Below are 21,446 nucleotides of genomic sequence, written 5' to 3'. Positions count from 1 at the left end.
CGCCGTAGGCTGGGGGCGTCATGACTGCTACCTCCGGACGCTCCGGCGAGCGCACCGTCTACCTCGACCACGCCGCGACCACCCCGATGGTCGACGCGGCGCTCGAGGCGATGACCGCGCACCTGCGCGACGTGGGCAACGCCAGCTCGCTGCACGCCTCCGGCCGGCGGACCCGCCGCGTCGTCGAGGAGTCGCGCGAGACGCTGGCCCGGGCGCTGGGCTGCCGGCCCGGCGAGGTCGTGTTCACCTCCGGCGGGACCGAGGCCGACAACCTCGCCGTCAAGGGCCTGTTCTGGGCGCGGCGGGACGCGGATCCCCGCCGGGTGCGGGTGATCTCCACGACGATCGAGCACCACGCCGTGCTCGATCCACTGGAGTGGCTGGAGGAGCACGAGGGCGCCGAGGTCGAGCTGGTGGTCGTCGACGGCGCCGGACGCCTCGACCTGGCGGCGCTGCGGGCCGCGGTGGAGCGCGACCCCGACGCGGTCGCGCTGATCTCGGTGATGTGGGCCAACAACGAGGTCGGCACGCTCCAGCCGATCGCCGAGGTCGTCGCGCTGGCCGCCGTGCACGGCATCCCGGTGCACACCGACGCCGTCCAGGCCGTCGGCGCGGTGCCCGTCGACTTCGCCGCGTCCGGGGTGGACGCGCTCTCGCTGACCGGGCACAAGCTGGGCGGGCCGCAGGGGGTCGGTGCGCTCGTCGTACGCCGCGAGGCCGACCTGACCGCGCTGCTGCACGGCGGCGGCCAGGAGCGCGACATCCGCAGCGGCACCCTCAACGCGCCCGCGGTCGCCGGGTTCGCGGCGGCCGTCGAGGCGGCCGTCAAGGGCCAGGCCGAGTACGCCGAGCGGCTCACCGCCCTGCGCGAGCGACTGGTCGCCGGCGTGCTCGCGGCCGTGCCCGACGCGGAGCTCAACAGCGGCGACGGGCTGCCCGGCACCGTGCACCTGTCCTTCCCCGGCTGCGAGGGCGACTCGCTGCTGATGCTGCTGGACGCCCAGGGCATCGAGTGCTCGACGGGGTCGGCCTGCTCCGCCGGCGTACCCCAGCCCTCGCACGTCCTGCTCGCGATGGGGCGCGACAGCGCGACGGCCCGCAGCTCGCTGCGGTTCAGCCTCGGCCGCACCACCACCGCGGCCGACGTCGACGCCGTCATCGCCGCGATCGGCGCCTGCGTGCAGCGGGCCCGCGCCGCCCGCGCATGAGCGGGGTCCGAGCATGAGGGTCGTGGCCGCGATGTCGGGTGGCGTGGACTCCGCCGTCGCCGCCGCGCGCGCGGTCGAGGCCGGCCACGACGTCACCGGCATCCACCTGGCCCTGTCGCGCAACCCGAAGAGCTACCGCACCGGCGCGCGCGGGTGCTGCACGATCGAGGACAGCAACGACGCCCGGCGGGCGGCCGACGTCATCGGCATCCCGTTCTACGTCTGGGACCTCTCCGAGCGCTTCCACACCGACGTGGTCGAGGACTTCATGGACACCTACGCCGCGGGCCGCACGCCCAACCCGTGCCTGCGGTGCAACGAGAAGATCAAGTTCGAGGCGGTGCTCGACAGGGCGCTGGCGCTGGGCTTCGACGCGGTGGCGACCGGCCACTACGCCCGGCTCGGGACGACCGACGACGGCGGCATCGAGCTGCACCGCGCGGTCGACCACGGCAAGGACCAGAGCTACGTGCTCGGGGTGCTCGAAGAGCGCCAGCTGCGGCACTCGCTCTTCCCGCTCGGCGACACCCCCAAGCCCCAGGTGCGGGAGGAGGCCGCGCGGCGCGGGCTGCTGGTCGCGGACAAGCCGGACAGCCACGACATCTGCTTCGTGGCCGACGGCGACAACGCGGGCTGGCTGCGGGAGAAGCTCAGCGACCGCGACCCCGCGCTGCCGTCTCTGGTCCCCGGCCCGATCGTCGACGAGACCGGCACCCAGGTAGGCGAGCACGAGGGCACGTTCGGCTTCACCATCGGCCAGCGCAGGGGCCTGCACCTCGGCCGACCGGCGCCCGACGGCCGCCCGCGCTACGTCCTCGACATCGAGCCGGTCACGGCGACCGTCACGGTCGGTCCGCACGAGCGGCTGGCCATCGCGGGCCTGACCGGCGTCGACCCGCGGTGGTGCGGCGCCCGGCTGCCGGCAGGCAGGGTGCTGGAGGGGGAGTCGGTGACCGTGCAGCTGCGCGCCCACGGCGCCGAGCACCGGGCCCGGGTCGAGGTCACCGACTCCGGTCTCGAGGTCGAGCTGCTCGACCCGGCGTACGGCGTCGCGGCGGGCCAGGCCGTCGTCGTGTACGACGGCAGCCGGGTCGTCGGCTCGGCGACCATCGCGGCGACCCGCCGGGTGTCTGCGTGAGGGCCACCGGCGTCGGCTCGTTCCCCGGTGACGACCAGCGCGACTTCGACGAGGCCCTGCGGATCGTCCTGGGCGAGCTGGACGACCAGCTGCCGTTCCTGCCCGAGGTGCCCGGCCGCGGCGCGCCCGCGGGGATGATCGGGCGCACCGTCGGGCTGCTCGGCGAGCTCGACGCCGACCTGCAGCCCAACGGCTGGCGGCTGACCGGCACGTCCGGAGCCCCCGCACTCGACCAGCGGCGGGCGCGCAGCCTGCTCGGCCAGGACCTCGACACCCTCGAGGAGCAGGCTGCCGGCCGAGCCGGGGACTTCAAGATCCAGGTCGTCGGCCCGTGGACGCTCGCCGCGACGGTCGAGCGGCCGCGTGGCGACAAGCTGCTCGCCGATCACGGCGCCCGACGCGAGCTGGCGCAGGCGCTGGCCGTGGCCGTCGAGCAGCACGTCGCCGACGTACGCCGACGCCTGCCGGACGCCGCCCGCATCGTGCTCCAGCTCGACGAGCCCGCCCTGCCGGCGGTGCTGGCCGCGCGGATCCCGACGGCCTCGGGGTTCGGCAAGCACCGGGCGATCCACCCGCCGGAGGCGAGCGACGCGCTGGGCTGGGTGATCGCCGCGGCCGGAACCGACGTCTGGGTGCACTGCTGCGCGGCCGATGCGCCGATCGGCCTGGTGCGCGGCGCCGGCGCCGCCGGCGTGATGGTCGACCTGGCCCAGCTGGACGCCGGCGGTCACGACGCGCTCGGCGAGGCACTCGAGGCGGGCGGCACGGTCGTGCTGGGCGCCGTACCCACCTCCGGTCCGCTGCCGTCCGAGAAGCAGGTGGTCGAGTCGACCCTGCGCTGGCTGGAGATGCTCGGCCTGGACCCCGACGCGGTGGGGGACCGGCTCCTGCTCAGCCCGGCCTGCGGCCTGGCCGGTGCCGACACGGCAACGGCCCGGACCGCCCTGGAGAGGGTGGCCCGGGCCGCGCGCCGTTGACCGGTGGAGCGGGTGGGGATCAGCCCACGTGGACGCCACCCTCCGCGCCGTCGCTCGCCAGGTCGGTGTGCTTGACGTCGAGGAACGTCCAGATCACCAGCGAGGCGAGGACCATCAGCCCGGCAGCCACGTAGAACGCGTGGATGGCGCCCTCGGGGAAGCTGCCCTGGAACAGGCCGAAGCTGAGCGCGTCGCCCTTGAGGCCCGCCTGGGAGAGCGGAGCCGCCAGCGCATCGGCCTTGCCGTGGAAGAAGTGCAGCGCGACGGTGCTCAGGGTCGCGACGCCGACGGCGCCTCCGACCTGCTGCATCGTGTTGAGCACGCCCGAGCCGATGCCGGAGTCGGCGGCCTCGATGCGGTGCATCGCGGTCTGCATCAGCGGCACGAAGACCAGGCCCATGCCGGTCGACATCAGGACGATCCACGGGAACACGTGGCCCCAGTAGCTGATGTCGGCGCCGATCGGCTGGTGCGTCCCCAGCGCGTTGAGGACGTCGGCCGCCGAGTCGTGCACCGGGATCTGGGTGTACATGAACAGCGCCACGGCGGCCATCAGCGTGCCGGTGCCGGCGATGAAGCGCGGGTTGATCCGGCCGACCAGGTTGGACGAGATCGCCGCGCCGAACACGATGCCGAAGGAGAACGGCAGGAACGCGAAGCCGGCGTGCAGCGAGCTGTAGCCCATGATCTGCTGGATGAACTGGCTGAGGTAGAAGAACATCGCCATCATCGCGGCCGGCGCGATCATCATCGCGACGAAGCTGGTCGCCCGGGTGCGGTTCGCGAAGATCCGGACCGGGAGCAGCGGGTGCTCGACCCGGCGCTCGATGTTGATGAACGCGATCAGCAGCGCGATGCCGACGCCGAGGGAGGTCAGCGTCTGCCAGTTGCCCCAGCCGTAGGCCTCCTCGCCGGCACGCGACAGGCCGAAGACGACCGCGAGCAGGCCGAGGGTGCCGGTGATGGCGCCGGGGATGTCGAGCTCGCCGACGTGCCTCTCGGACTCCTTGAGGATGCGCGGGGCGAACGCCGCCGCGGCCAGGCCGATCGGGACGTTGATCAGGAAGGTCATCCGCCAGCCGTGGACGTCGAAGCCGAACGCGGAGTCGAGGCCGGTGAGCCAGCCGCCGAGGATCAGGCCGATGGCGGCGCCGACGCCGGACATCGTGGCGTACGCGCCCATCGCGCGGCTGCGCTGCGGGCCCGCCGGGAAGGTGGTCGTGATCAGCGCGAGCGCGGCCGGCGCGGCGAGCGCGGCGCCGACGCCCTGCAGGGCGCGGGACGCGAGCAGCATGCCCTCGTTCTGGGCCAGGCCGCCCAGCAGCGAGGCGATCGCGAAGGTGGTCAGACCCGAGATGAACAGGCGACGACGGCCGTACAGGTCGCCGAGCCGCCCGCCGAGCAGCAGCAGGCCGCCGAACGCGAGCGCGTAGCCGGTGACGATCCAGGTCAGGTTGGCCTGCGAGATGTGCAGGTCGGTGCCGATGTAGGGCAGCGCGATGTTCGCGATGGTGCCGTCGAGCACCACCATCAGCTGCGCGGTCAGGATGAGGATGAGCGCCAGCCCGCCGTGCGGCACGGCGGCGGTCTCCGGCTCGTCCGCGACGGAGGCGACGGTGGCCCCTACCGGGTCGAGGGATTCGACGTTGGTCATTGCTTTCCTTGGGTGTGAGGAGGGGCGGTGTGGCCGTGGGTGACGGCCGGGAGGATCACCTGGTCGATGACCCGGGTGATGACGTCCGTGGTCGGCTGCTCGCCGAGCAGGAAGAGGCGGTGGATCAGGATCCCCGGCAGCGCGGGGATGATGATCTCGAGATCGACGTCGGGCCGGATCTCGCCGCGGTCGAGCGCCCGTTGGAAGATCGCCTGGTTGATGGCGGCCTTCGGGGCGATGAACTGGCTGCGGAACGCCTCGGCGAACTCGGCGTCCCGCGAGATCGCGGTGATCAGGCTGCCGAGGATCGCGGTCTGGCGCGGGTCGGCGAGGCTGCCCTGGCCGCAGAAGGCGGCGAGCAGGTCGCCGCGGAGGCTCCCGGTGTCGGGCTGCTCGTCGCAGCCGTCGTGGTGGCCCTTCATGTGCACGATCGCGTCGATGACGAGGGCGGCCTTGCCCTGCCAGCGACGGTAGAGGGTGGCCTTGGAGGCCTTCGCGAGGGTGGCCACCGCATCCATGGTGAGCCGGTCGTAGCCGACGTCGCCGAGGATCTCGATGGTCGCTTCGAAGATCTCCTGCTCACGGTCGCCCTCCACCCGCGGACGGGCGGTGGGCATCAGGCGGCGGGACATCATGTCTCCAGTCGATCGGGATGGTGTGATGAAACGGTACGGTTTCGTTCCAAACGATAGTACGACGCCGTTTCATTCCCCGCCAGCGAATTCTTCTCGAAACTCTTTGCACGGGTCGGTGAGGCTGGTCACCCGGCTGTCGGCGCCGGGCGGCAGGATGGGCCCATGAGTGAGGAGCAGGCCCAGCACGAACACCTCCGGTTGGTCACGGCGATCGAGGAGGCCTCCGACGCCTACTACCGCGACGGCAGCTCGCCCCTCACCGATGCCGAGTACGACGCCCTCCTCGCCGACCTGCGCGCGGTGGAGGAGCAGTTCCCGGCGCTGATCACCCCGGACAGCCCCACGCAACGGGTGATGGGCCGGGCGTACACCGACTTCGCGGCGTACGACCACCTCCAGCGGATGGAGTCGCTCGACAACGCCTTCAGCTCTGACGAGCTGGAGGCCTGGTTCGACCGCGTGCTGCGCGACACCGGGCGCACCCCGGCCCTGCTGTGCGAGCTCAAGGTCGACGGCCTGGCCATCAACCTGCTCTACACCGACGGCGTCCTGACCCGCGCGCTGACCCGCGGCGACGGCACCACCGGCGAGGACGTCACGCCCAACGTCGAGACGATCGCCGCCGTGCCGCGCCGGCTCACGGGGACCAAGGAGTTCCCGGTCCCGCGGCTGGTCGAGGTCCGCGGCGAGGTGTACCTGCCGACCGCGACCTTCGAGCGGATCAACGAGGAGCAGCTGGCCGCCGGCAAGCCGCTCTACGCCAACGCCCGCAACACCGCGGCCGGCTCGCTGCGGCAGAAGGACCCGAAGGTCACCGCGTCACGCAACCTGACCATGGTCTGCCACGGCATCGGCGCGCGCGACGGCTTCGAGCCCACCGCCCAGTCGCAGGCGTACGCCGCGCTCGCCGCCTGGGGCCTGCCCGTCTCGGAGAAGGTGAAGGTCCTCGGCAGCGTCGCGGAGGTCCGCGCCTACATCGACTACTGGGGCGAGCACCGCCACGACACCGCGGTCCTCGACCACGAGATCGACGGCGTGGTGGTGAAGGTCGACGAGGTCGCCACCCAGCGCTCGCTCGGCTCGACGAGCCGGGCGCCCCGGTGGGCCATCGCCTACAAGTACCCGCCCGAGGAGGTCCACGCCAAGCTCCTCGACATCCAGGTCAACACCGGGCGCACCGGTCGTGTGACGCCGTTCGGGGTGATGGAGCCGACCAAGGTCGCGGGCTCCACGGTCGAGATGGCGACCCTGCACAACTTCTACGAGGTCGCCCGCAAGGACGTCCGCCCCGGGGACACCGTCATCCTGCGCAAGGCCGGCGACGTGATCCCGGAGATCCTCGGCCCGGTGCTCGCGCTGCGGCCCGAGGGCCTGCCGGCGTGGGTGCCGCCGACGGTCTGCCCGGCCTGCGGCACCGAGCTGGTCGAGCAGAAGGCCGGCGACAAGGACCGGCGCTGCCCCAACCACCGTGACTGCGAGGCGCAGGTCGTGGAGCGGATCAACCACGTCGCCGGCCGTGGTGCCTTCGACATCGAGGGGCTGGGCTGGGAGGCCGCGGTCGCGCTGCACCAGTCCGGTGCGGTCGCCAACGAAGGCGACATCTTCGACCTGACCGCCGAGAAGCTGCTGGCCACGCCGCTGTTCACCCGGGCCGCCAAGAAGGCCGAAGTGCAGGACGGCGCCGGCGAGCGGGTGCTGACCGCCAACGCCGAGAAGCTGCTCGCCAACCTGGAGGCCAGCAAGGACGTCGCGCTGTGGCGGGTCCTGGTCGGGCTCTCCATCCGGCACTGCGGCCCGAGCGCGGCCCGCGCCCTGGCCACCCGGTTCGGATCGATGGACGCGATCCGCGCGGCGACGCCGGCCGAGCTCGCCGACGCCGAGGGCGTGGGTGCGGTGATCGGCGAGGCCGTCACCGAGTGGTTCGGCGTCGACTGGCACGTGGAGATCGTGGAGAAGTGGGCCGCCGCGGGCGTGCGGATGGCCGACGAGCGCGACGAGTCGGTCGAGCAGACGCTCGAGGGCCTCACCGTCGTCGTCACCGGCGGCCTGGAGGGCTTCACCCGCGACTCGGTCAAGGAGGCGATCATCGCCCGCGGCGGGAAGGCCTCCGGCTCGGTGTCGAAGAAGACCGACTTCGTGGTGGTGGGGGAGAACGCCGGTTCCAAGGCGGCCAAGGCCGAGGAGCTCGGCCTGCGGATCCTCGACGAGGCCGCCTTCGTCGTACTGCTGGAGAAGGGGCCGGACGCCGTGGGCTGAGACCACGGCGTCCGGACGAGCACACGACGTCAGCGGGTGACGACGACCTTGAGGTAGCTGCCCGCGTAGCCCCGCGCCTGCGGGATCACGACCAGCGTCGCGCCGGGGCGGAAGGTGTACGTGAACAGGCCGGTCGAGTCCACCTTGCGCAGCGCGACGGTCGCCCAGGCGCCGTCCGTGCGGCGCTGCATCTTCACGTGCAGGCCCGCGATGCTGGCCGCCGGGATGATCCGGCGGGTGTCGGTGCAGCCGGTCTGGGTGCAGTGCTTGCTGACCAGCTTGGTGATCCGCACCGGCACCGCCCAGCCGAAGGCGTAGGAGTCGGCGAAGGTGTCCACGGTCGGCTCGGGGCTGGTGGTGCCGGCGTAGTGCGCGCGGAACAGCGTCTTGCCCGGCAGGAAGCCCTTGCCGGAGATCCCGGCCGCGGCGACGGTGGTGACACCGGTGCTGACGTCGACCGACTTGACCGTGGTCCACGGTCCGCCGACGCCCGCGCTGCGCTCGATGGAGAGAGTGCCCGCCTCGACGGTGGTGGGCGCGCCGCCCCCGACGCTGTCGCAGGTTCCCACCGCCACGGAGGCCGAGACCGTGATGGACGTGCCGTAGGTGACGACATCGGTGATCGTCCCGTTGTTCGGGGCGGTCTTGTCGTTGATGGTCAGCGTCGAGGTCGTGGAGCAGTTCGCGCTCACGGCGTGCGCGGGGCCGGCGACGGCGATCGCGGTGCCGGTCGCGGCGGCGGTGAGGGCGAGCGCGACGGTCGCGCCGCGCAGGCGTCGGATGGCGGAAGCGGTCATCGGGTTCTCCACAGGGGTCGAGATGCGGTCACAAGGAACAGGCACCGGTCCGGGTGGGAACGCCCGATCGCAGCCAGGGGAGGGATGCCATCGCCATCATGACCCCGGAGGCGGGGTCGCCGGGGCGGAACGGGAGAGTTTGTCCGTCGTGCGCCGCGAGGTGCATGGACCGGTGCGACGTGGGCACTGGATACTTTTGACTGTGCTGCTCGGTGCTCTCTCGACCGTCCTGGTCGTCTCGGTCCTCCTGCTGGTCCCGGCCACCCTGCTGCTGTTCACGGTGCGCCCGGAGCGCGGCCGGTGGCCCCTCGGCGTACGCGAGACCGTCGCCATCGCCTCCGCCGGCCTGGGCGCGCTCGGCCTGGGCGCGCTGCTCCACGCCGGGCCGGGCCGATCCCTGATCGCCGCCGTCCTCATCGCCGGGACCGCCGGAGCCTGGGCCGCGGTGCTGCGGTCCTGGGCGACCCGGGGTGCCGTGGCCTGGGCCCTGGCGCTCGTCGCGGGGGTGGCGTACCTCGGCTACGTCCTGGTGTGGACCCTCGAGTCGCACCTGCATCCGCTGTCGTTCGTGCTCAGCATGGCCCTGCTGCTGCTCGAGGCGTTCATGTTCCTCATCGGCGTGGGCTACCTGTGGGAGTTCGTCGACGTGCTGGCGCGCCGCGACTGGAGCGCGCCGCCGGTCACCACCGGTCACGCCCACCCGTTCGTGAGCATCCACGTCCCCACCCACAACGAGCCGCCGGAGATGGTCATCGCGACCCTGGAGGCCCTCCTGCGCCAGGAGTACGACGCCTACGAGGTGCTCGTCGTGGACAACAACACCACCGACGAGGCGCTGTGGCGGCCGCTCGAGGCGTTCTGCGCCCAGCACGACCGGCTGCGCTTCCTGCACCTGGAGGACTGGCCCGGCTTCAAGTCCGGAGCCCTCAACGAGGCGCTGCGGGTGAGCGACCCGCGCGCCGAGGTGATCGGCATCGTCGACGCCGACTACCTGGTCGATCCGGACTGGCTGGCGAGCTGCGCCCCGATGTTCGGCGACCCCGCGGTCTCCTTCGTGCAGACCCCGCAGGACTACCGCGACTGGGAGCAGGCGTCGTACTTCCGCCGTCTCTACTACTCCTACGGCTACTTCTTCGACGTCTCCCAGAAGTCGCGCAACGAGCGCAACGGCGCCATCTTCGGCGGCACCATGGGCCTGATCCGGCGGTCCGCGCTGGTCGCCGAGGGCGGCTGGGACGAGTGGTGCATCACCGAGGACGCCGAGCTGTCCCTGCGGCTGCTGCGTGCGGGCGGTCGCGGCATCCACGTCGACCAGGCGTTCGGCCGCGGCGTCATGCCGCTGACCTTCGAGGCGCTCAAGCGGCAGCGGTTCCGCTGGTGCTTCGGCGGCATCCAGATCATGCGGATGCACTGGCGCTCCCTGCTGCCCGGACGTCGTACGCCGGACAACCAGCTCACCTTCGCCCAGCGCTGGTCCTACCTGGTCGGCGGGCTGCAGTGGTTCGGCGACCTCGCCGGGCTGGTGTTCACCGGCTTCCTGGTCGTGGGCGGCCTGGACCAGCTCGTCGGCGAGGGCGTGGTCGTGCGCCGGCTCAGCGGCCTGGTGCTGGTCTGTGTGGCGGCGCTGGTCCTGCTCGGGGCGCTCCGCTCGCTCGCCCTGGTACGACGTACCTCGGGCGCCAGCTGGGGCGAGGCGATCGGTGCGTTCGGGATCTGGCTGGCGCTCGGGTGGACGGTCGCGCAGGCGACCTTCCGCGGCATGTTCGCCCGCCACGGCGTCTTCCTGCGCACCCCGAAGGTGAAGGGCGATCCGCGGCCGATCGACGCGCTGCGCGGCAACCGGTTCGAGACCGTCGTCGCGGTCGGCTGCCTCCTGCTGGGCGTGCTGACGCTGGCGCAGGGCACCTGGGCCGGGGCGTTCGTCGGCGCGCTGCTGCTGGTCCAGGGCCTCGGGTTCGCCGCGGCGCCGTACAACAGCCTGGCCGCGATCCGGGCCGACCTGCCCGAGGACCTGCGGCGGATGCGCCGCGCGGGTCTGGCCAGCTGGGGCCGCCCCGCCCGGCGGGGCGGGGTGGTGCTGGCGGTCGCCGCCCTCGGCGCGGTCGCGCTGGTGGCGTTCGCGGCGCCCGTGGGCAACCCGCGATTCTCCGACATCACCTCGCGCACCGCGCGGCCGTCCCCGGTCGTGCCGCGCAAGCCGTCGCCGTCGGCGAGCAGCGCCGCGACGACGGGCAGCACCTCTGCCACCACCGCCGCGACCACCGCGACCACCGCCACCGCGGTCGGCAGCGCGACCAGTCGTGCCGCGGCGGGCCAGCCGACGAGCACCGCTCCGGGCGGTCGCACGCGGACGCCGGTCACCTCGGCGGCCGCGCCGACCACGAACGCCGGCGGCCAGACGAAGCCCACCCAGGCGAGCACGCCGACCCAGGGCGGCAGGCCGACCTCGACGCCGACCCGCTCGGCGCCGACGCACACCGCCCCGGTGCATCCGACGGCGACAGCCACGCACGGGCGTCCCTGAGGCGTTCAGGAACGACACAGCCCCGGGTACGTCGTACCCGGGGCTGCGTGGTGCTCGGACCGGCTCAGTAGAGCGTGATCGTCCAGTTGCCGTAGCGCGAGGCGAGGAAGCCCCGACCTCCGGGCAGAAGCATCCGGTAGACCCGGCCGGCGCGGCTGCCCGCGAAGGTCGTGGTCACGGTGCCGTACTGGCTGACCTGGAGGCGCTTGTAGAACTTCCACACGCCGCTGTTCTTGACCTGGAAGGTCACGTGCAGGCCCTTGATGCTGGCGGCCGGCGAGATCGCGAACTTGATCTTGTAGCCGCCGCGGACGCTCTTGCCCGAGGCCTGCTTGGTGTGGCGGATCAGGCCGATGGTGATGGAGTCGGACGAGCTCCCGTAGCTGTAGGTGCCGTCGCTGCCGCCGGAGTAGACCGCGCGGAACATCGAGGTCTGCTTGATCCAGTTGGTGGTGTACCGGGACCAGTAGGCCGAGTTCGTGTAGGTCGGGCTGACGGTGGTCCACGTCGACCCGCCGTTGGTCGACTGCTGGACCGTCACGGTGCCGGCGCCGGCGTAGGTGTGGCCGTCGGAGCAGGTGGCGGTCACGTTGACGTGGACCGCCTCGTAGTCGCCCCACGTCATGACGTGGTTCGAGGTCTTGCCGCCCTCGTCGATGACCGTGCTGGTGGTGCAGCTGGTCACCGCGTGGGCCGGCTCGGCGACGCCGACCACGGTGGCGACGGCGGCGGTGGTCATCGTCAGAGCGACGAAGGCGCGCCGGAGGCGCGCAGAAGCAATCCCGATCATTCTCTCTCCCCTGAAGAGTGGTGTGTCGAGTGAGTTCTATCCGACTCCCGGGCCGGCAAACACTGGACTAGACCGGTGATCCTAGAAGCCATCTCCGCAGCCTGTGCCCTGATCTCCGGAATTGCCGTCGATTCCCACAGCTCGCCCCGGGGAGGGGATCAGATGCGGGGGAGGTCCGTCGCGAGCAGCCGGGTGCCGGCCACGTAGTAGTCCACGATCCGCTGCCGGGGGACGTCCCGGTTGCGCATCCACCAGCGGCCCAGCTCCTCGCCCGCGCCCGAGACCATGTGGGCGACCGCCGTCACCTGCTCCTCGGGCAGGTCGGGGCGCAGGGCGGCGGCGAGGGCGGCGATCCCGCGGATGGTCTCCAGTCGCATGTCGTAGAGCTTCTCTGCCATCGGTCCGGCGAACCCCGAGGTCGAGCCGAAGACGAACAGCCAGCGCCGCGGGTCGGCCTCGAGCATCCCGAAGTAGACGTCGGCGACCTGCCGGATGATCTCGTCGAGCTCGGTGCCGGCGAGGGCGGCGCTGAGCGCCTCGTCGAACTCGTTGCGCACTCGCTGCTGGCACGCGAGGTAGACGCCCTCCTTGGAGCCGAAGTGCTCGTAGACCACGGGGCGGCTGACGCCGGCGGCCCGGCAGAGGTCCTCGATCGAGAAGCCGTCGTAGCCCTCGGCGAGGAACAGCGCCTCGGCGTGGTCGAGGAGCTGGCGCACCCGCACCTCGCGCGGGACGCGGCCCTTCTTGAACCCCTCGATCGACGTCACCGGCGTCGTCATCGGATCGTCACCGCGGTGGCGTTGGTGTTGCCGTAGCGATCGCGTGCCGCGCCGGCCGGGATCGAGACGTGGGTGCCCGCGGGCACCGCGAAGCGCGAGCCCGCCGAGGTGACGACCACACTGCGACCGTCGACCACGAAGCGGATGCTGCCGCCGGTGGCGAAGCGAGGCCGGGGCGTCCAGTCGGCACGCTCGCCGGCCGCGGGGAGCGCGAGCCGGACGACCCCGCCCACGGCGGCGGGCGTGAGGAACGCGCCCGCGGCCACCGTGAAGGGGTGCGAGGCGAGCCGGTAGCGCTTGGCCGTGACGACGAACCGGTAGCGACCGGTGGGCGCCGACACCGGCACCTCCCACTGCGCCGTGTACGAGCCCTTGCTGTCCACGCCCCACAGCAGCTGCAGGCCGAGGTCGTCGGCGACGCGCCGCCAGCCGCCGGAGACCCGCCGCTGGACGGTCACGAACGCGCGGTCCACCGGCCGGTCCGCGCCGTCCGGCCCGCCGGTCCAGGAGTACGCCGGGTGGCCCAGCCGCGCGGTCGTCGCCGGCTGGGTCGCGGGTACGCCGCTGGCTGCGCCGGCGGCGTACGAGGCCGAGGTGACGTGCAGCCCCTGGTTCGGGTCGGAGGCGTACGCCGCCGGGGCGGCCCGCCCCGCGACGAGCGACCGGGCGAGCCGGGCGAGCCCGTCGCGCAGGACCAGCGAGGAGTACTGCCCGAAGACGGTGGACCCGCCCTCGTAGTGCTGGCGCTCGTACTCGGCCGGGGTGGTCCAGTAGTCGGAGTACTCGCCGGCGTACCCGACGAACACGAGGTCCTTCATCCCGGCGTCGCGGGCGATGGGCAGCACCGCCTTGCGGACCATCGCGCCGACGCCGATCGTGGCCTCGCCGGGCCAGGTCACCAGCATCCGGTCGCCGACCTGGAGCACGCTCAGCGGCAGCGCGTTGGGGATCTCGCCGGACTCGTTGAGCAGCTGCACCTTGTCGCCCTGGACCCCGCCGGACAGCGGCAGGTGGTCGCCCTCGTGCGCCAGTCCGAGCTGGTAGAGGATCGTGCGCCCCTCCTCGGACCCGGCGGCCTGGCCGAGCCCGAGGATCGGGCTCTTGTCGGTCTTGTGTCCGTCGACGGTCTGGCCGCACAGGCAGATCCGGGTCCAGCGCACGGCCAGCGTGGGCGTGCGCGTCATCGACCGGCCGGCCGCGCGCCAGGCCCGGAACATGGCGGCCGCCTCGGCGGCACCGATCCGGTCGGCGTACGCCGGCCCGCGGTGCACCAGTCCCGAGCTCATGTCGCCGGCGTCGGAGTTGGCGAAGGCCGTCACGACCGGCTGCGAAGCGGGGACGTGGCCGGCCCGCCGGATCCGTGCCGACAGGATCCGCTCCGCGGCGCCCTGGTGGTCGGCGGAGAAGTAGTCGAAGTCCGGCTGCACGATCGTGCCGTGGTTGGCGAAGGTGGTGAACACGCCGACCGGCACCGACCGGCCGTCGCGCCGCTGGTCGACGCGGAGCACGTTGACGGCCGGGTCGACCGTGCCGTCGTAGCCGCGCGGGTCCTGGCTGACGGTGCCGGTGCCGGGCGCCTCGATGATCCCGTAGTCCGCGAGGTGCGCCTCGAGGCTGCGGTTGTGCGTCACGCCGTACAGCGTGGTGTGGCCCCAACCGACGCTGCCGGGGCGGCGGTCGTCGTCGGCGCGCCGGATCGCGGTCGCGAGCTGGCGGGTCATCAGGTTGTACATGAGCTGGTCCGCGGGGGTGGACGGCAGTGACAGGTCCGCGAGGTTGTCGACGCTCGGCAGCACCGTGTTGTAGGCGCCGTAGTTCATGAAGCCCATCTGCGAGCCGTGCGTGTGCGTGGCGGAGACGATGATGTTGCGGGGCGTGAAGCCGCGGCGGGCGAGCAGGTGTGCGGCGTCGACGAGCATCCCGTTGCCGAAGAAGGACAGGTCGACGCTCACCAGCGCGATCTTGCGGGACCCGCGCTGCAGCACGACGGCGTGGGCGTAGAGCCGCGTCTGCTGACCGAGCGCCTTCGCGCACGAGCAGGCCCAGCCGCCCTTGAAGCCGCCGGTGTGCGGGGTGATGTCGGCCTGGCCGACGCCGACCTCGACGACCGGCGCGCTGGCGGTGCGGTGGGCCGGGCTCGGCGTGGCGTGTGCCTGCGTGGACAGGCCGAGTCCTGCGGTGGCGAGGGCGAGGGTGAGCCCGGCGACCAGGCGGCGGGGGCGGATCATCGGGTGGCTCCTCGGGTCGGGGCGGAGGCGGCGAACGCGTCGACGGAGGCGAGGTCGTAGCTGCCCGCGTCGGTCGCGAGCCCCTGGGCCACCTGGGCGGCGGTCGCGTTGCCGAGCCGGGCGGCGTCCTCGTGGCTGCGACCGAGCGCGCGGCCGAGAAGGAAGCCGGCCGAGAACGCGTCGCCGCAGCCGGTGGTGTCCACCACCTCGATCTCGTACGCCGGCACCCAGGTGCCGCCGTCGGTGGTGGCGACATAGGCGCCCCGCGCGCCGGCGGTGACGGCGACGCAGCCGGCGCCGCGGTCCAGCAGGACCTCCGCCGCCTCCTCGAGGGTGGCCGCGCCGGTGAGACCGAGCAGCTGCCCGTCGTTGGGCAGGAAGTGGTCGACGTGCGGCAGCAGGGGAGCGATGACGTCCAGCCACATCGGCTCACCGGGCGCGAGCATGTCGATCGACGTCGTCGCACCCGCGTCGTGCGCCGCCTGCAGCAGGGTGAGTGCGGCATCGCCGAGGAACTCCGGCCCGCCGAGGTGGACGTGGGCGGCACCCTCGATGCTCGCGACGTCGAGCGCCACGGCCCCGTTCGCGCCGATGCAGTGCCACGCCGGACGCTCGCCGTCGCCGTTGACCGGCAGCACCGACGCGGAGGTCTGCACCCCGGCCACGCGGGCCACGCCGCGGACGTCCACGCCGTTGTCGGCGAGCAGGCCGAGCAGGGTCGTGCCCATCGCGTCGTCACCGACCGCGCCGACGCTGCGCGCGGTCGCGCCCAGCTTGGCCAGGACGACCGCGGTGCCGCCGGCGGTGCCGGCCGGGGACATCCGGATCTCGTCGACGAGGGCGCCGTCGGATCCCTCCGGGATGGACTCGACGGTGCGGACGTGGATGTCGAGGACGTGCACGCCCACGCAGGCGATCACACGGTCGGTGGTCTTCATCGGCTCTCTCCGTAGGAGCGGGCGATCGCGGCGAGGACGACGTCCTCCTGCTGCTGGGCGGTCAGGGTGCGGGGGGTGCCGAACGCGAGGGCGTCGCGGTGGACGGTGCACAGCCACTCCAGGAGCAGGGCGTTCTCGACGGCCTGCTCGAGCGTCGCGCCGAGCGCGACCGAGCCGTGGTTGGCCATCAGCGCCGCGCTGCGTCCCTCCAGCGCGGTGCGCACGTGCTCGGCCAGCTCCGGCGTCCCGAAGGTGGCGTACGGCGCCACCCGGATCGCGCCGCCGAGCAGCAGCTGCTGGTAGTGGATGACCGGCAGCTCGGTGAGCACCGTGGAGGCGGCCGTGCTGACCGGCGCGTGGGTGTGGACGACCGCGCCGGCGTCGTACGTCTCGTGGATGCCGAGGTGCAGCGCGGCCTCCGAGGTCGCGCGGGGGTCGGTCGCCTCGACCACGTCGTCCTCGGTCAGCTCGGCGAGGACCGCTCCGCTGGCCGTGACCCACACGGTCCCACCGTCACGGACGCTGACGTTGCCGGCGGTGCCGATCAGCAGGCCCGCGGCGGCGAGCCGGTGGCAGGCCTGGACGACGGCGGCTCTCACAGGAGTGCCGCGACTTCCCGTGCGGCACGCTCGCCCGCGCGGACGGCGCCGTCCATGTAGCCCGACCAGTACGTCGAGGTCTCGGTGCCGGCCCAGTGGACCCGCCGGAACGGCGTACGGATGCTGCTGCCCCAGGTGCTCACCGCGCCCAGGGTCGGCAGCGCGACCGGGCCGCCGCCGGTCCAGCGCTCGAGCGTCCAGTCGTGCTCGGTGTACTCGATCGGGTGCAGCGCCCGGTCGCCGAACATCTGGGCGAACCCCTGCAGCATCGCCCGGCGGCGCTCGGCCCGGGGGAGCCGGCCGTACTTCCCCCACGTCGACCCGCCCACGAACGCCAGCAGGACGCCGTACTTCCCGTCGGCGGGGGAGTTGTCGAACACGGCACGCGTCGGGCCGGCGTCGGCCAGGCCCGAGCCGGACAGGCCCTGCGCCCGCCAGAACGGCGTGTCGTAGACCGCGTCGACCTTCATCAGGTGGCCCATGGGCATGTGCCGCAGCAGGTTGTGCCGGCGCGTGGGCAGGACCGGGTGCCAGTCGATGCCGAGCACCAGGTGCGGCGGGCACGCGACGATGACGCGCTTCGCGCGCACCGTCCCGCGCGGCGTGGTGACGTCGACGTGCCCGTCGTGCTGCGCGATCCGGTGGACCGGCGCGTTGAGGGCGACCCGGTCGCCGAGGCCGGCGGCGAGCCGCAGCGGCACCTCCTGGGAGCCCATGACGAAGCGGGAGTCCTGTGCGGCGTCCGGCGTACCGGAGGAGCGCTCGAAGGTGCCCACGTTCTTCTCGTCGCCCGCCGTCGCGATGTACCAGAGGAAGAACAGCATCGAGATGTTGTGGCCGTCGGAGCCGAAGCACGGCTGCAGGTAGCACAGCAGCAGGTTGCGGACGTCGGGCAGCAGGGTGTTCTGCTTGACCCAGTCCGCGACGCTGATCGCGTCCAGCTGCGCTGCCTGCGGGTGCTTCCAGGGCGCGTTCACGTCGACCTGCTTGGCCATGTCGTCGATCCGACTCTGCAGCAGCAGGGCGTCGGGGAGCACGAGTAGGTCGGTGGGCACCGTGCCGGTGTACGTCGAGCGGTTGCCGCCCTTGATGTAGACGTTGTCGCCGGCGACGTACTCCTTGAACGTCGCGACGCCGAGCTCCTTGGCGAGCGCGAGGATGTGGTCCTGGGTGGGGCCGACGAACGCGCCGCCGGCCTCGATGACGTGGGTCCGGTCGAGGTGGTGGTTGAGCAGCCGGCCCCCGACCCGGTCGCGGGCCTCGAGGACGAGCACCGAGTGGCCCGCCCTGCGCAGCCGCCGTGCCGCGGTGAGGCCGGAGAGGCCGCCGCCCACCACGACCGCGTCGACCTTGCGGGGCAGGGGGCCGCGCGTGGTGACGGCGTTGGCGATGTCGGCGTGGGTGAGCAGGGTCGTGGCGGCGAGGCCGCCGGCCGCTCCGGCGACGACGGTACGACGGCTCAGGAGCTGTCCGACGGTGTGCTGCATCGGGAGGCCTCTCGCAGGGGATCCAGGGTGGGTTACACGGTGTAGGTCTCCGGGCAGGCTAGGTGGGTTACAGCGTGTAGGTCAAGGGGTCCGGACCGGTGGGGGCGGGCGGGCCGCCGCTGCCTAGGATTGGCGCCATGCCCGAACTCTCCCGCGACGAGGTGCGCCACCTGGCCGACCTCGCCCGGATCGACCTGTCCGATGCCGAGCTGGACCATCTCGCGCCCCAGCTCAACGTGATCCTCGAGTCGGTGGCGTCCATCCAGGGCGTGGCGGGTGACGACGTGGTCGCCACGTCGCACCCGATCCCGATGACCAACGTGTTCCGCGAGGACGTCGTACGCCCGGGGCTGACGCCCGAGCAGGCGCTGTCCGGCGCTCCCGCCCAGGAGGACGGCAAGTTCTCCGTCCCGCGGATCCTGGGGGACGAGCAGTGAGCCTGATCGCCACGACGGCCGCCGAGCAGGCCGCCGCCCTCGCCGCGGGCGAGGTCACCTCCGTCGAGCTGGTGCAGGCGCACCTCGACCAGATCGCGGCCACCGACGAGGACCTCAACGCGTTCCTGCACGTGGACGCGGAGGGTGCGCTGGCCCAGGCCGCCGCCTCCGACGCCCGCCGCGCGGCCGGTGCGCCGCTGCACGAGCTGGACGGCGTCCCGATCGCCATCAAGGACGTGCTGTGCACCTCCGGGCTGCCGACGACCGCCGGCTCGAAGATCCTCGAGGGCTGGATCCCGCCGTACGACGGCACGGTGACCGCCAGGATCAGGGCGGCCGGGCTGCCGATCCTGGGCAAGACCAACATGGACGAGTTCGCGATGGGCTCCTCCACCGAGAACAGCGCGTACGGCGCCACCCGCAACCCGTGGGCGCTGGACCGGATCCCGGGCGGCTCGGGCGGCGGCTCGGCCGCGGCCGTCGCCGCCTTCCAGGCCCCGCTCGCGATCGGCTCCGACACCGGCGGCTCGATCCGCCAGCCCGGCGCCATGACGGGCACGGTCGGGGTGAAGCCGACGTACGGCTCGGTCTCGCGGTACGGCGTCATCGCGCTGGCCAACTCCCTGGACCAGCTCGGCCCGGTCACCCGCACGGTGCTCGACGCGGCGCTGCTGCAGGAGCTGATCGGCGGGCACGACCCGCTCGACTCCACCTCCGTCGCCACGCCGGTCGACGGCCTCGTCGAGGCCGCGCGCTCCGGTGCGGCCGGCGACCTGAGCGGGCTGCGGGTGGGTGTGGTCACCGAGCTCCAGGGCGACGCGTGGGCCGCCGACGTGGTCGAGCGCTTCGACGAGTCGATCGCCCTGCTCAAGGGCATGGGCGCCGAGGTCGTCGAGGTCTCGCTGCCGAGCTTCGTGCACGCGATGGCCGCCTACTACCTGATCCTGCCGGCCGAGTGCTCCTCGAACCTCGCCAAGTTCGACGCCATGCGCTACGGCCTGCGCGTCACGCCGGACGGCGACCCGAGCGCCGAGGACGTCATGCGGGCCTCGCGCGACGCGGGCTTCGGCAACGAGGTCAAGCGCCGCATCATCGTCGGCACCTACGCGCTCTCGTCGGGCTACTACGACGCCTACTACGGGCAGGCGCAGAAGATCCGCACGCTGATCATCGAGGACTTCCGCAAGGCCTTCGAACAGGTCGACGTGCTCGTCTCGCCGACGGCGCCGTCGACCGCGTGGCCGATCGGCGAGAAGGCCGACGACCCGCTGTCGATGTACCTGCAGGACCTCGCCACCATTCCGGCGAACCTGGCGGGCGTCCCGGGCATCTCGATCCCGTCCGGCGTCTCGTCCGAGGACGGCCTGCCGACCGGCATCCAGTTCCTCGCTCCGGTGCTCGAGGACGCGCGGCTCTACCGGGTGGGTGCGGCGCTCGAGGCCGCGTTGCACGAGCAGTGGGGCGGCCCGATCGTGCCGTCGGCGTACGGGCAGGAGGGCAAGTGATGGGCGAGGTGCTGGTCGACTTCGACGAGGTCGTGGCGGCGTACGACCCGGCGCTGGGCCTGGAGGTCCACGTCGAGCTCAACACCGCGACCAAGATGTTCTGCGGCTGCCCGACGGAGTTCGGCGCCGCGCCGAACACCCAGGTCTGCCCGACCTGTCTCGGCCTGCCCGGCGCGATGCCCGTGGTCAACGCGAAGGCCGTGGAGTCGGCGATCCGGATCGGCCTCGCGCTCAACTGCTCGATCGCCGAGTGGTGCCGGTTCGCGCGGAAGAACTACTTCTACCCGGACATGCCGAAGAACTTCCAGACCTCGCAGTACGACGAGCCGATCGCCTTCGACGGCTTCATGGACGTCGAAGTCGACGGGGAGACCTTCCGGGTCGAGATCGAGCGCGCCCACATGGAGGAGGACACCGGGAAGTCCACCCACGTGGGTGGGGCGACCGGCCGGATCCACGGCGCGGACTACTCGCTGGTCGACTACAACCGGGCCGGCATCCCGCTGATCGAGATCGTGACGCGGCCGATCGTCGGGGCCGGCGCGAAGGCGCCGCTCATCGCCCGCGCGTACGTCGCCCAGCTGCGCGACCTGATCGTCGCGCTCGGCGTCTCGGACGCCCGGATGGACCAGGGCTCGATCCGTGCCGACGTGAACCTCTCGCTCGCGCCGAAGGGTTCCGATGTCTTGGGCACCCGTTCGGAGACCAAGAACGTCAACTCGCTGCGCTCGGTCGAGCGGGCGGTGCGCTACGAGATGTCGCGCCACGCCGGCATCCTCGACGCCGGCGGGAAGGTCCTGCAGGAGACGCGGCACTTCCACGAGACCGACGGCACCACGTCGTCGGGCCGGGAGAAGTCCGACGCCGAGGACTACCGCTACTTCCCCGAGCCGGACCTCGTGCCGGTGGCTCCCTCGCGGGAGTGGGTCGAGGAGCTGCGCGGCACGCTGCCGGAGAACCCGACGGCGAAGAAGGTGCGCCTGCAGGAGGAGTACGGCTTCTCCGACCTGGAGATGCGGGACGTCTGGGCGGCCGGCGCGCTGCCGCTGATCGAGCAGACCGTGGCCTGCGGTACGGCGCCGCAGTCGGCGCGCAAGTGGTGGGTCGCCGAGCTGCTGCGCCGCGCCAACGACACCGGGGTCGAGCTGGCCGAGGTCGGTGTCACGCCGGCACAGGTGGCCGAGGTGCAGGCGCTGGTCGACGCGAAGACGATCAACGACAAGCTCGCGCGGTCGGTGTTCGACGGTCTCATCGCCGGTGAGGGCACGCCCGCCGAGGTGATCGAGAAGCGCGGCCTGGCGCTGGTCTCCGACGACGGTCCGCTGATCGCCGCGATCGACGACGCCCTGGCCGCCCAGCCCGACGTCGCCGCCAAGATCCGCGGCGGCAACATGGGCGCGATCGGCGCGATCATCGGTGGGGTCATGAAGGCCACCCGCGGTCAGGCCGACGCGGCCCGCGTGCGAGAGCTGATCCTCGAGAAGCTGTCCTGAG

General features: G+C 72.6%; 17 protein-coding genes. 8 read left to right on the top strand and 9 right to left on the bottom strand.

What is annotated here, in order from left to right; translation table 11 throughout:
* Positions 1-20: 20 nt before the first annotated feature.
* The 3 genes from ACYU8V_RS21145 to ACYU8V_RS21135 are packed head-to-tail and all read left to right on the top strand — an operon-like array spanning position 21 to position 3,323.
* Positions 21-1,208, top strand: coding sequence for a cysteine desulfurase family protein (locus ACYU8V_RS21145; RefSeq protein WP_460850212.1), 1,188 nt, complete (start codon positions 21-23; stop codon positions 1,206-1,208).
* A gap of 13 nt (positions 1,209-1,221) precedes the next feature.
* Positions 1,222-2,346 carry a tRNA 2-thiouridine(34) synthase MnmA gene (gene mnmA / locus ACYU8V_RS21140; RefSeq protein WP_460850211.1) on the top strand — a complete coding sequence of 375 codons (1,125 nt, stop codon included), beginning with the start codon at positions 1,222-1,224 and terminating at the stop codon, positions 2,344-2,346.
* Positions 2,343-3,323, top strand: coding sequence for a uroporphyrinogen decarboxylase/cobalamine-independent methonine synthase family protein (locus ACYU8V_RS21135; RefSeq protein ID WP_460850210.1), 981 nt, complete (start codon positions 2,343-2,345; stop codon positions 3,321-3,323). Before mnmA ends, ACYU8V_RS21135 begins: the two co-directional genes overlap by 4 nt.
* 19 nt (positions 3,324-3,342) lie before the next feature.
* Here ACYU8V_RS21135 and ACYU8V_RS21130 read toward each other — a convergent pair whose 3' ends face one another.
* Together ACYU8V_RS21130 and ACYU8V_RS21125 are read right to left on the bottom strand one after the other, a co-directional pair.
* Entirely contained in the window at positions 3,343-4,977 is a 1,635-nt protein-coding gene (locus tag ACYU8V_RS21130; protein ID WP_460850209.1) for an MFS transporter, read from the bottom strand.
* Positions 4,974-5,612 carry a TetR/AcrR family transcriptional regulator gene (locus ACYU8V_RS21125; RefSeq protein ID WP_460850208.1) on the bottom strand — a complete coding sequence of 213 codons (639 nt, stop codon included), beginning with the start codon at positions 5,610-5,612 and terminating at the stop codon, positions 4,974-4,976. Before ACYU8V_RS21125 ends, ACYU8V_RS21130 begins: the two co-directional genes overlap by 4 nt.
* A gap of 162 nt (positions 5,613-5,774) precedes the next feature.
* Between ACYU8V_RS21125 and ligA the strand changes: the two genes are divergently transcribed.
* Positions 5,775-7,868 (top strand): NAD-dependent DNA ligase LigA, encoded by a 2,094-nt coding sequence (ligA, locus tag ACYU8V_RS21120; RefSeq protein ID WP_460850207.1) that lies wholly within the window; start codon positions 5,775-5,777, stop codon positions 7,866-7,868.
* Positions 7,869-7,897: 29 nt separating this feature from the next.
* Here the strand turns inward: ligA and ACYU8V_RS21115 are convergent, their stop codons facing one another.
* On the bottom strand, positions 7,898-8,665 hold the full coding sequence (locus tag ACYU8V_RS21115; RefSeq protein ID WP_460850206.1) for a hypothetical protein: 768 nt from the start codon (positions 8,663-8,665) through the stop codon (positions 7,898-7,900).
* Positions 8,666-8,867: 202 nt separating this feature from the next.
* On the opposite strand from ACYU8V_RS21115, the gene ACYU8V_RS21110 reads away from it, so the two are divergent.
* Complete coding sequence (locus tag ACYU8V_RS21110) at positions 8,868-11,189, top strand: glycosyltransferase (protein ID WP_460850205.1); 2,322 nt, start codon at positions 8,868-8,870, stop codon at positions 11,187-11,189.
* Positions 11,190-11,253: 64 nt separating this feature from the next.
* On the opposite strand, the gene ACYU8V_RS21105 is transcribed toward ACYU8V_RS21110, so the two are convergent.
* The 6 genes from ACYU8V_RS21105 to ACYU8V_RS21080 all read right to left on the bottom strand — a co-directional run bounded on the left by ACYU8V_RS21105 (position 11,254) and on the right by ACYU8V_RS21080 (position 18,010).
* Complete coding sequence (locus tag ACYU8V_RS21105; RefSeq protein ID WP_460850204.1) at positions 11,254-11,928, bottom strand: hypothetical protein; 675 nt, start codon at positions 11,926-11,928, stop codon at positions 11,254-11,256.
* A gap of 209 nt (positions 11,929-12,137) precedes the next feature.
* A complete protein-coding gene (locus tag ACYU8V_RS21100) occupies positions 12,138-12,758 on the bottom strand; it encodes a TetR/AcrR family transcriptional regulator (protein WP_460850203.1) in 621 nt (206 codons plus the stop codon).
* Positions 12,755-14,986 carry a neutral/alkaline non-lysosomal ceramidase N-terminal domain-containing protein gene (locus tag ACYU8V_RS21095; RefSeq protein ID WP_460850202.1) on the bottom strand — a complete coding sequence of 744 codons (2,232 nt, stop codon included), beginning with the start codon at positions 14,984-14,986 and terminating at the stop codon, positions 12,755-12,757. Before ACYU8V_RS21095 ends, ACYU8V_RS21100 begins: the two co-directional genes overlap by 4 nt.
* A complete protein-coding gene (locus ACYU8V_RS21090; protein ID WP_460850201.1) occupies positions 14,983-15,924 on the bottom strand; it encodes a carbohydrate kinase family protein in 942 nt (313 codons plus the stop codon). Before ACYU8V_RS21090 ends, ACYU8V_RS21095 begins: the two co-directional genes overlap by 4 nt.
* On the bottom strand, positions 15,921-16,523 hold the full coding sequence (locus ACYU8V_RS21085) for a class II aldolase/adducin family protein (RefSeq protein WP_460850200.1): 603 nt from the start codon (positions 16,521-16,523) through the stop codon (positions 15,921-15,923). Before ACYU8V_RS21085 ends, ACYU8V_RS21090 begins: the two co-directional genes overlap by 4 nt.
* Positions 16,520-18,010 carry a flavin monoamine oxidase family protein gene (locus tag ACYU8V_RS21080; protein WP_460850199.1) on the bottom strand — a complete coding sequence of 497 codons (1,491 nt, stop codon included), beginning with the start codon at positions 18,008-18,010 and terminating at the stop codon, positions 16,520-16,522. The genes ACYU8V_RS21085 and ACYU8V_RS21080 overlap by 4 nt, the downstream gene beginning before the upstream one ends.
* A 137-nt stretch (positions 18,011-18,147) precedes the next feature.
* On the opposite strand from ACYU8V_RS21080, the gene gatC reads away from it, so the two are divergent.
* From gatC to gatB, 3 genes are read left to right on the top strand one after another with little or no spacing between them, the layout of a single operon-like run.
* A complete protein-coding gene (gatC, locus tag ACYU8V_RS21075) occupies positions 18,148-18,447 on the top strand; it encodes an Asp-tRNA(Asn)/Glu-tRNA(Gln) amidotransferase subunit GatC (RefSeq protein ID WP_460850198.1) in 300 nt (99 codons plus the stop codon).
* Positions 18,444-19,952 carry an Asp-tRNA(Asn)/Glu-tRNA(Gln) amidotransferase subunit GatA gene (gatA, locus tag ACYU8V_RS21070; protein ID WP_460850197.1) on the top strand — a complete coding sequence of 503 codons (1,509 nt, stop codon included), beginning with the start codon at positions 18,444-18,446 and terminating at the stop codon, positions 19,950-19,952. The genes gatC and gatA overlap by 4 nt, the downstream gene beginning before the upstream one ends.
* On the top strand, positions 19,952-21,445 hold the full coding sequence (gene gatB, locus ACYU8V_RS21065; protein ID WP_460850196.1) for an Asp-tRNA(Asn)/Glu-tRNA(Gln) amidotransferase subunit GatB: 1,494 nt from the start codon (positions 19,952-19,954) through the stop codon (positions 21,443-21,445). The genes gatA and gatB overlap by 1 nt, the downstream gene beginning before the upstream one ends.
* Position 21,446: the final 1 nt, after the last annotated feature.

Source organism: Nocardioides ultimimeridianus, assembly GCF_054777895.1.
This window is presented reverse-complemented; position numbering and strand designations above follow the sequence as displayed.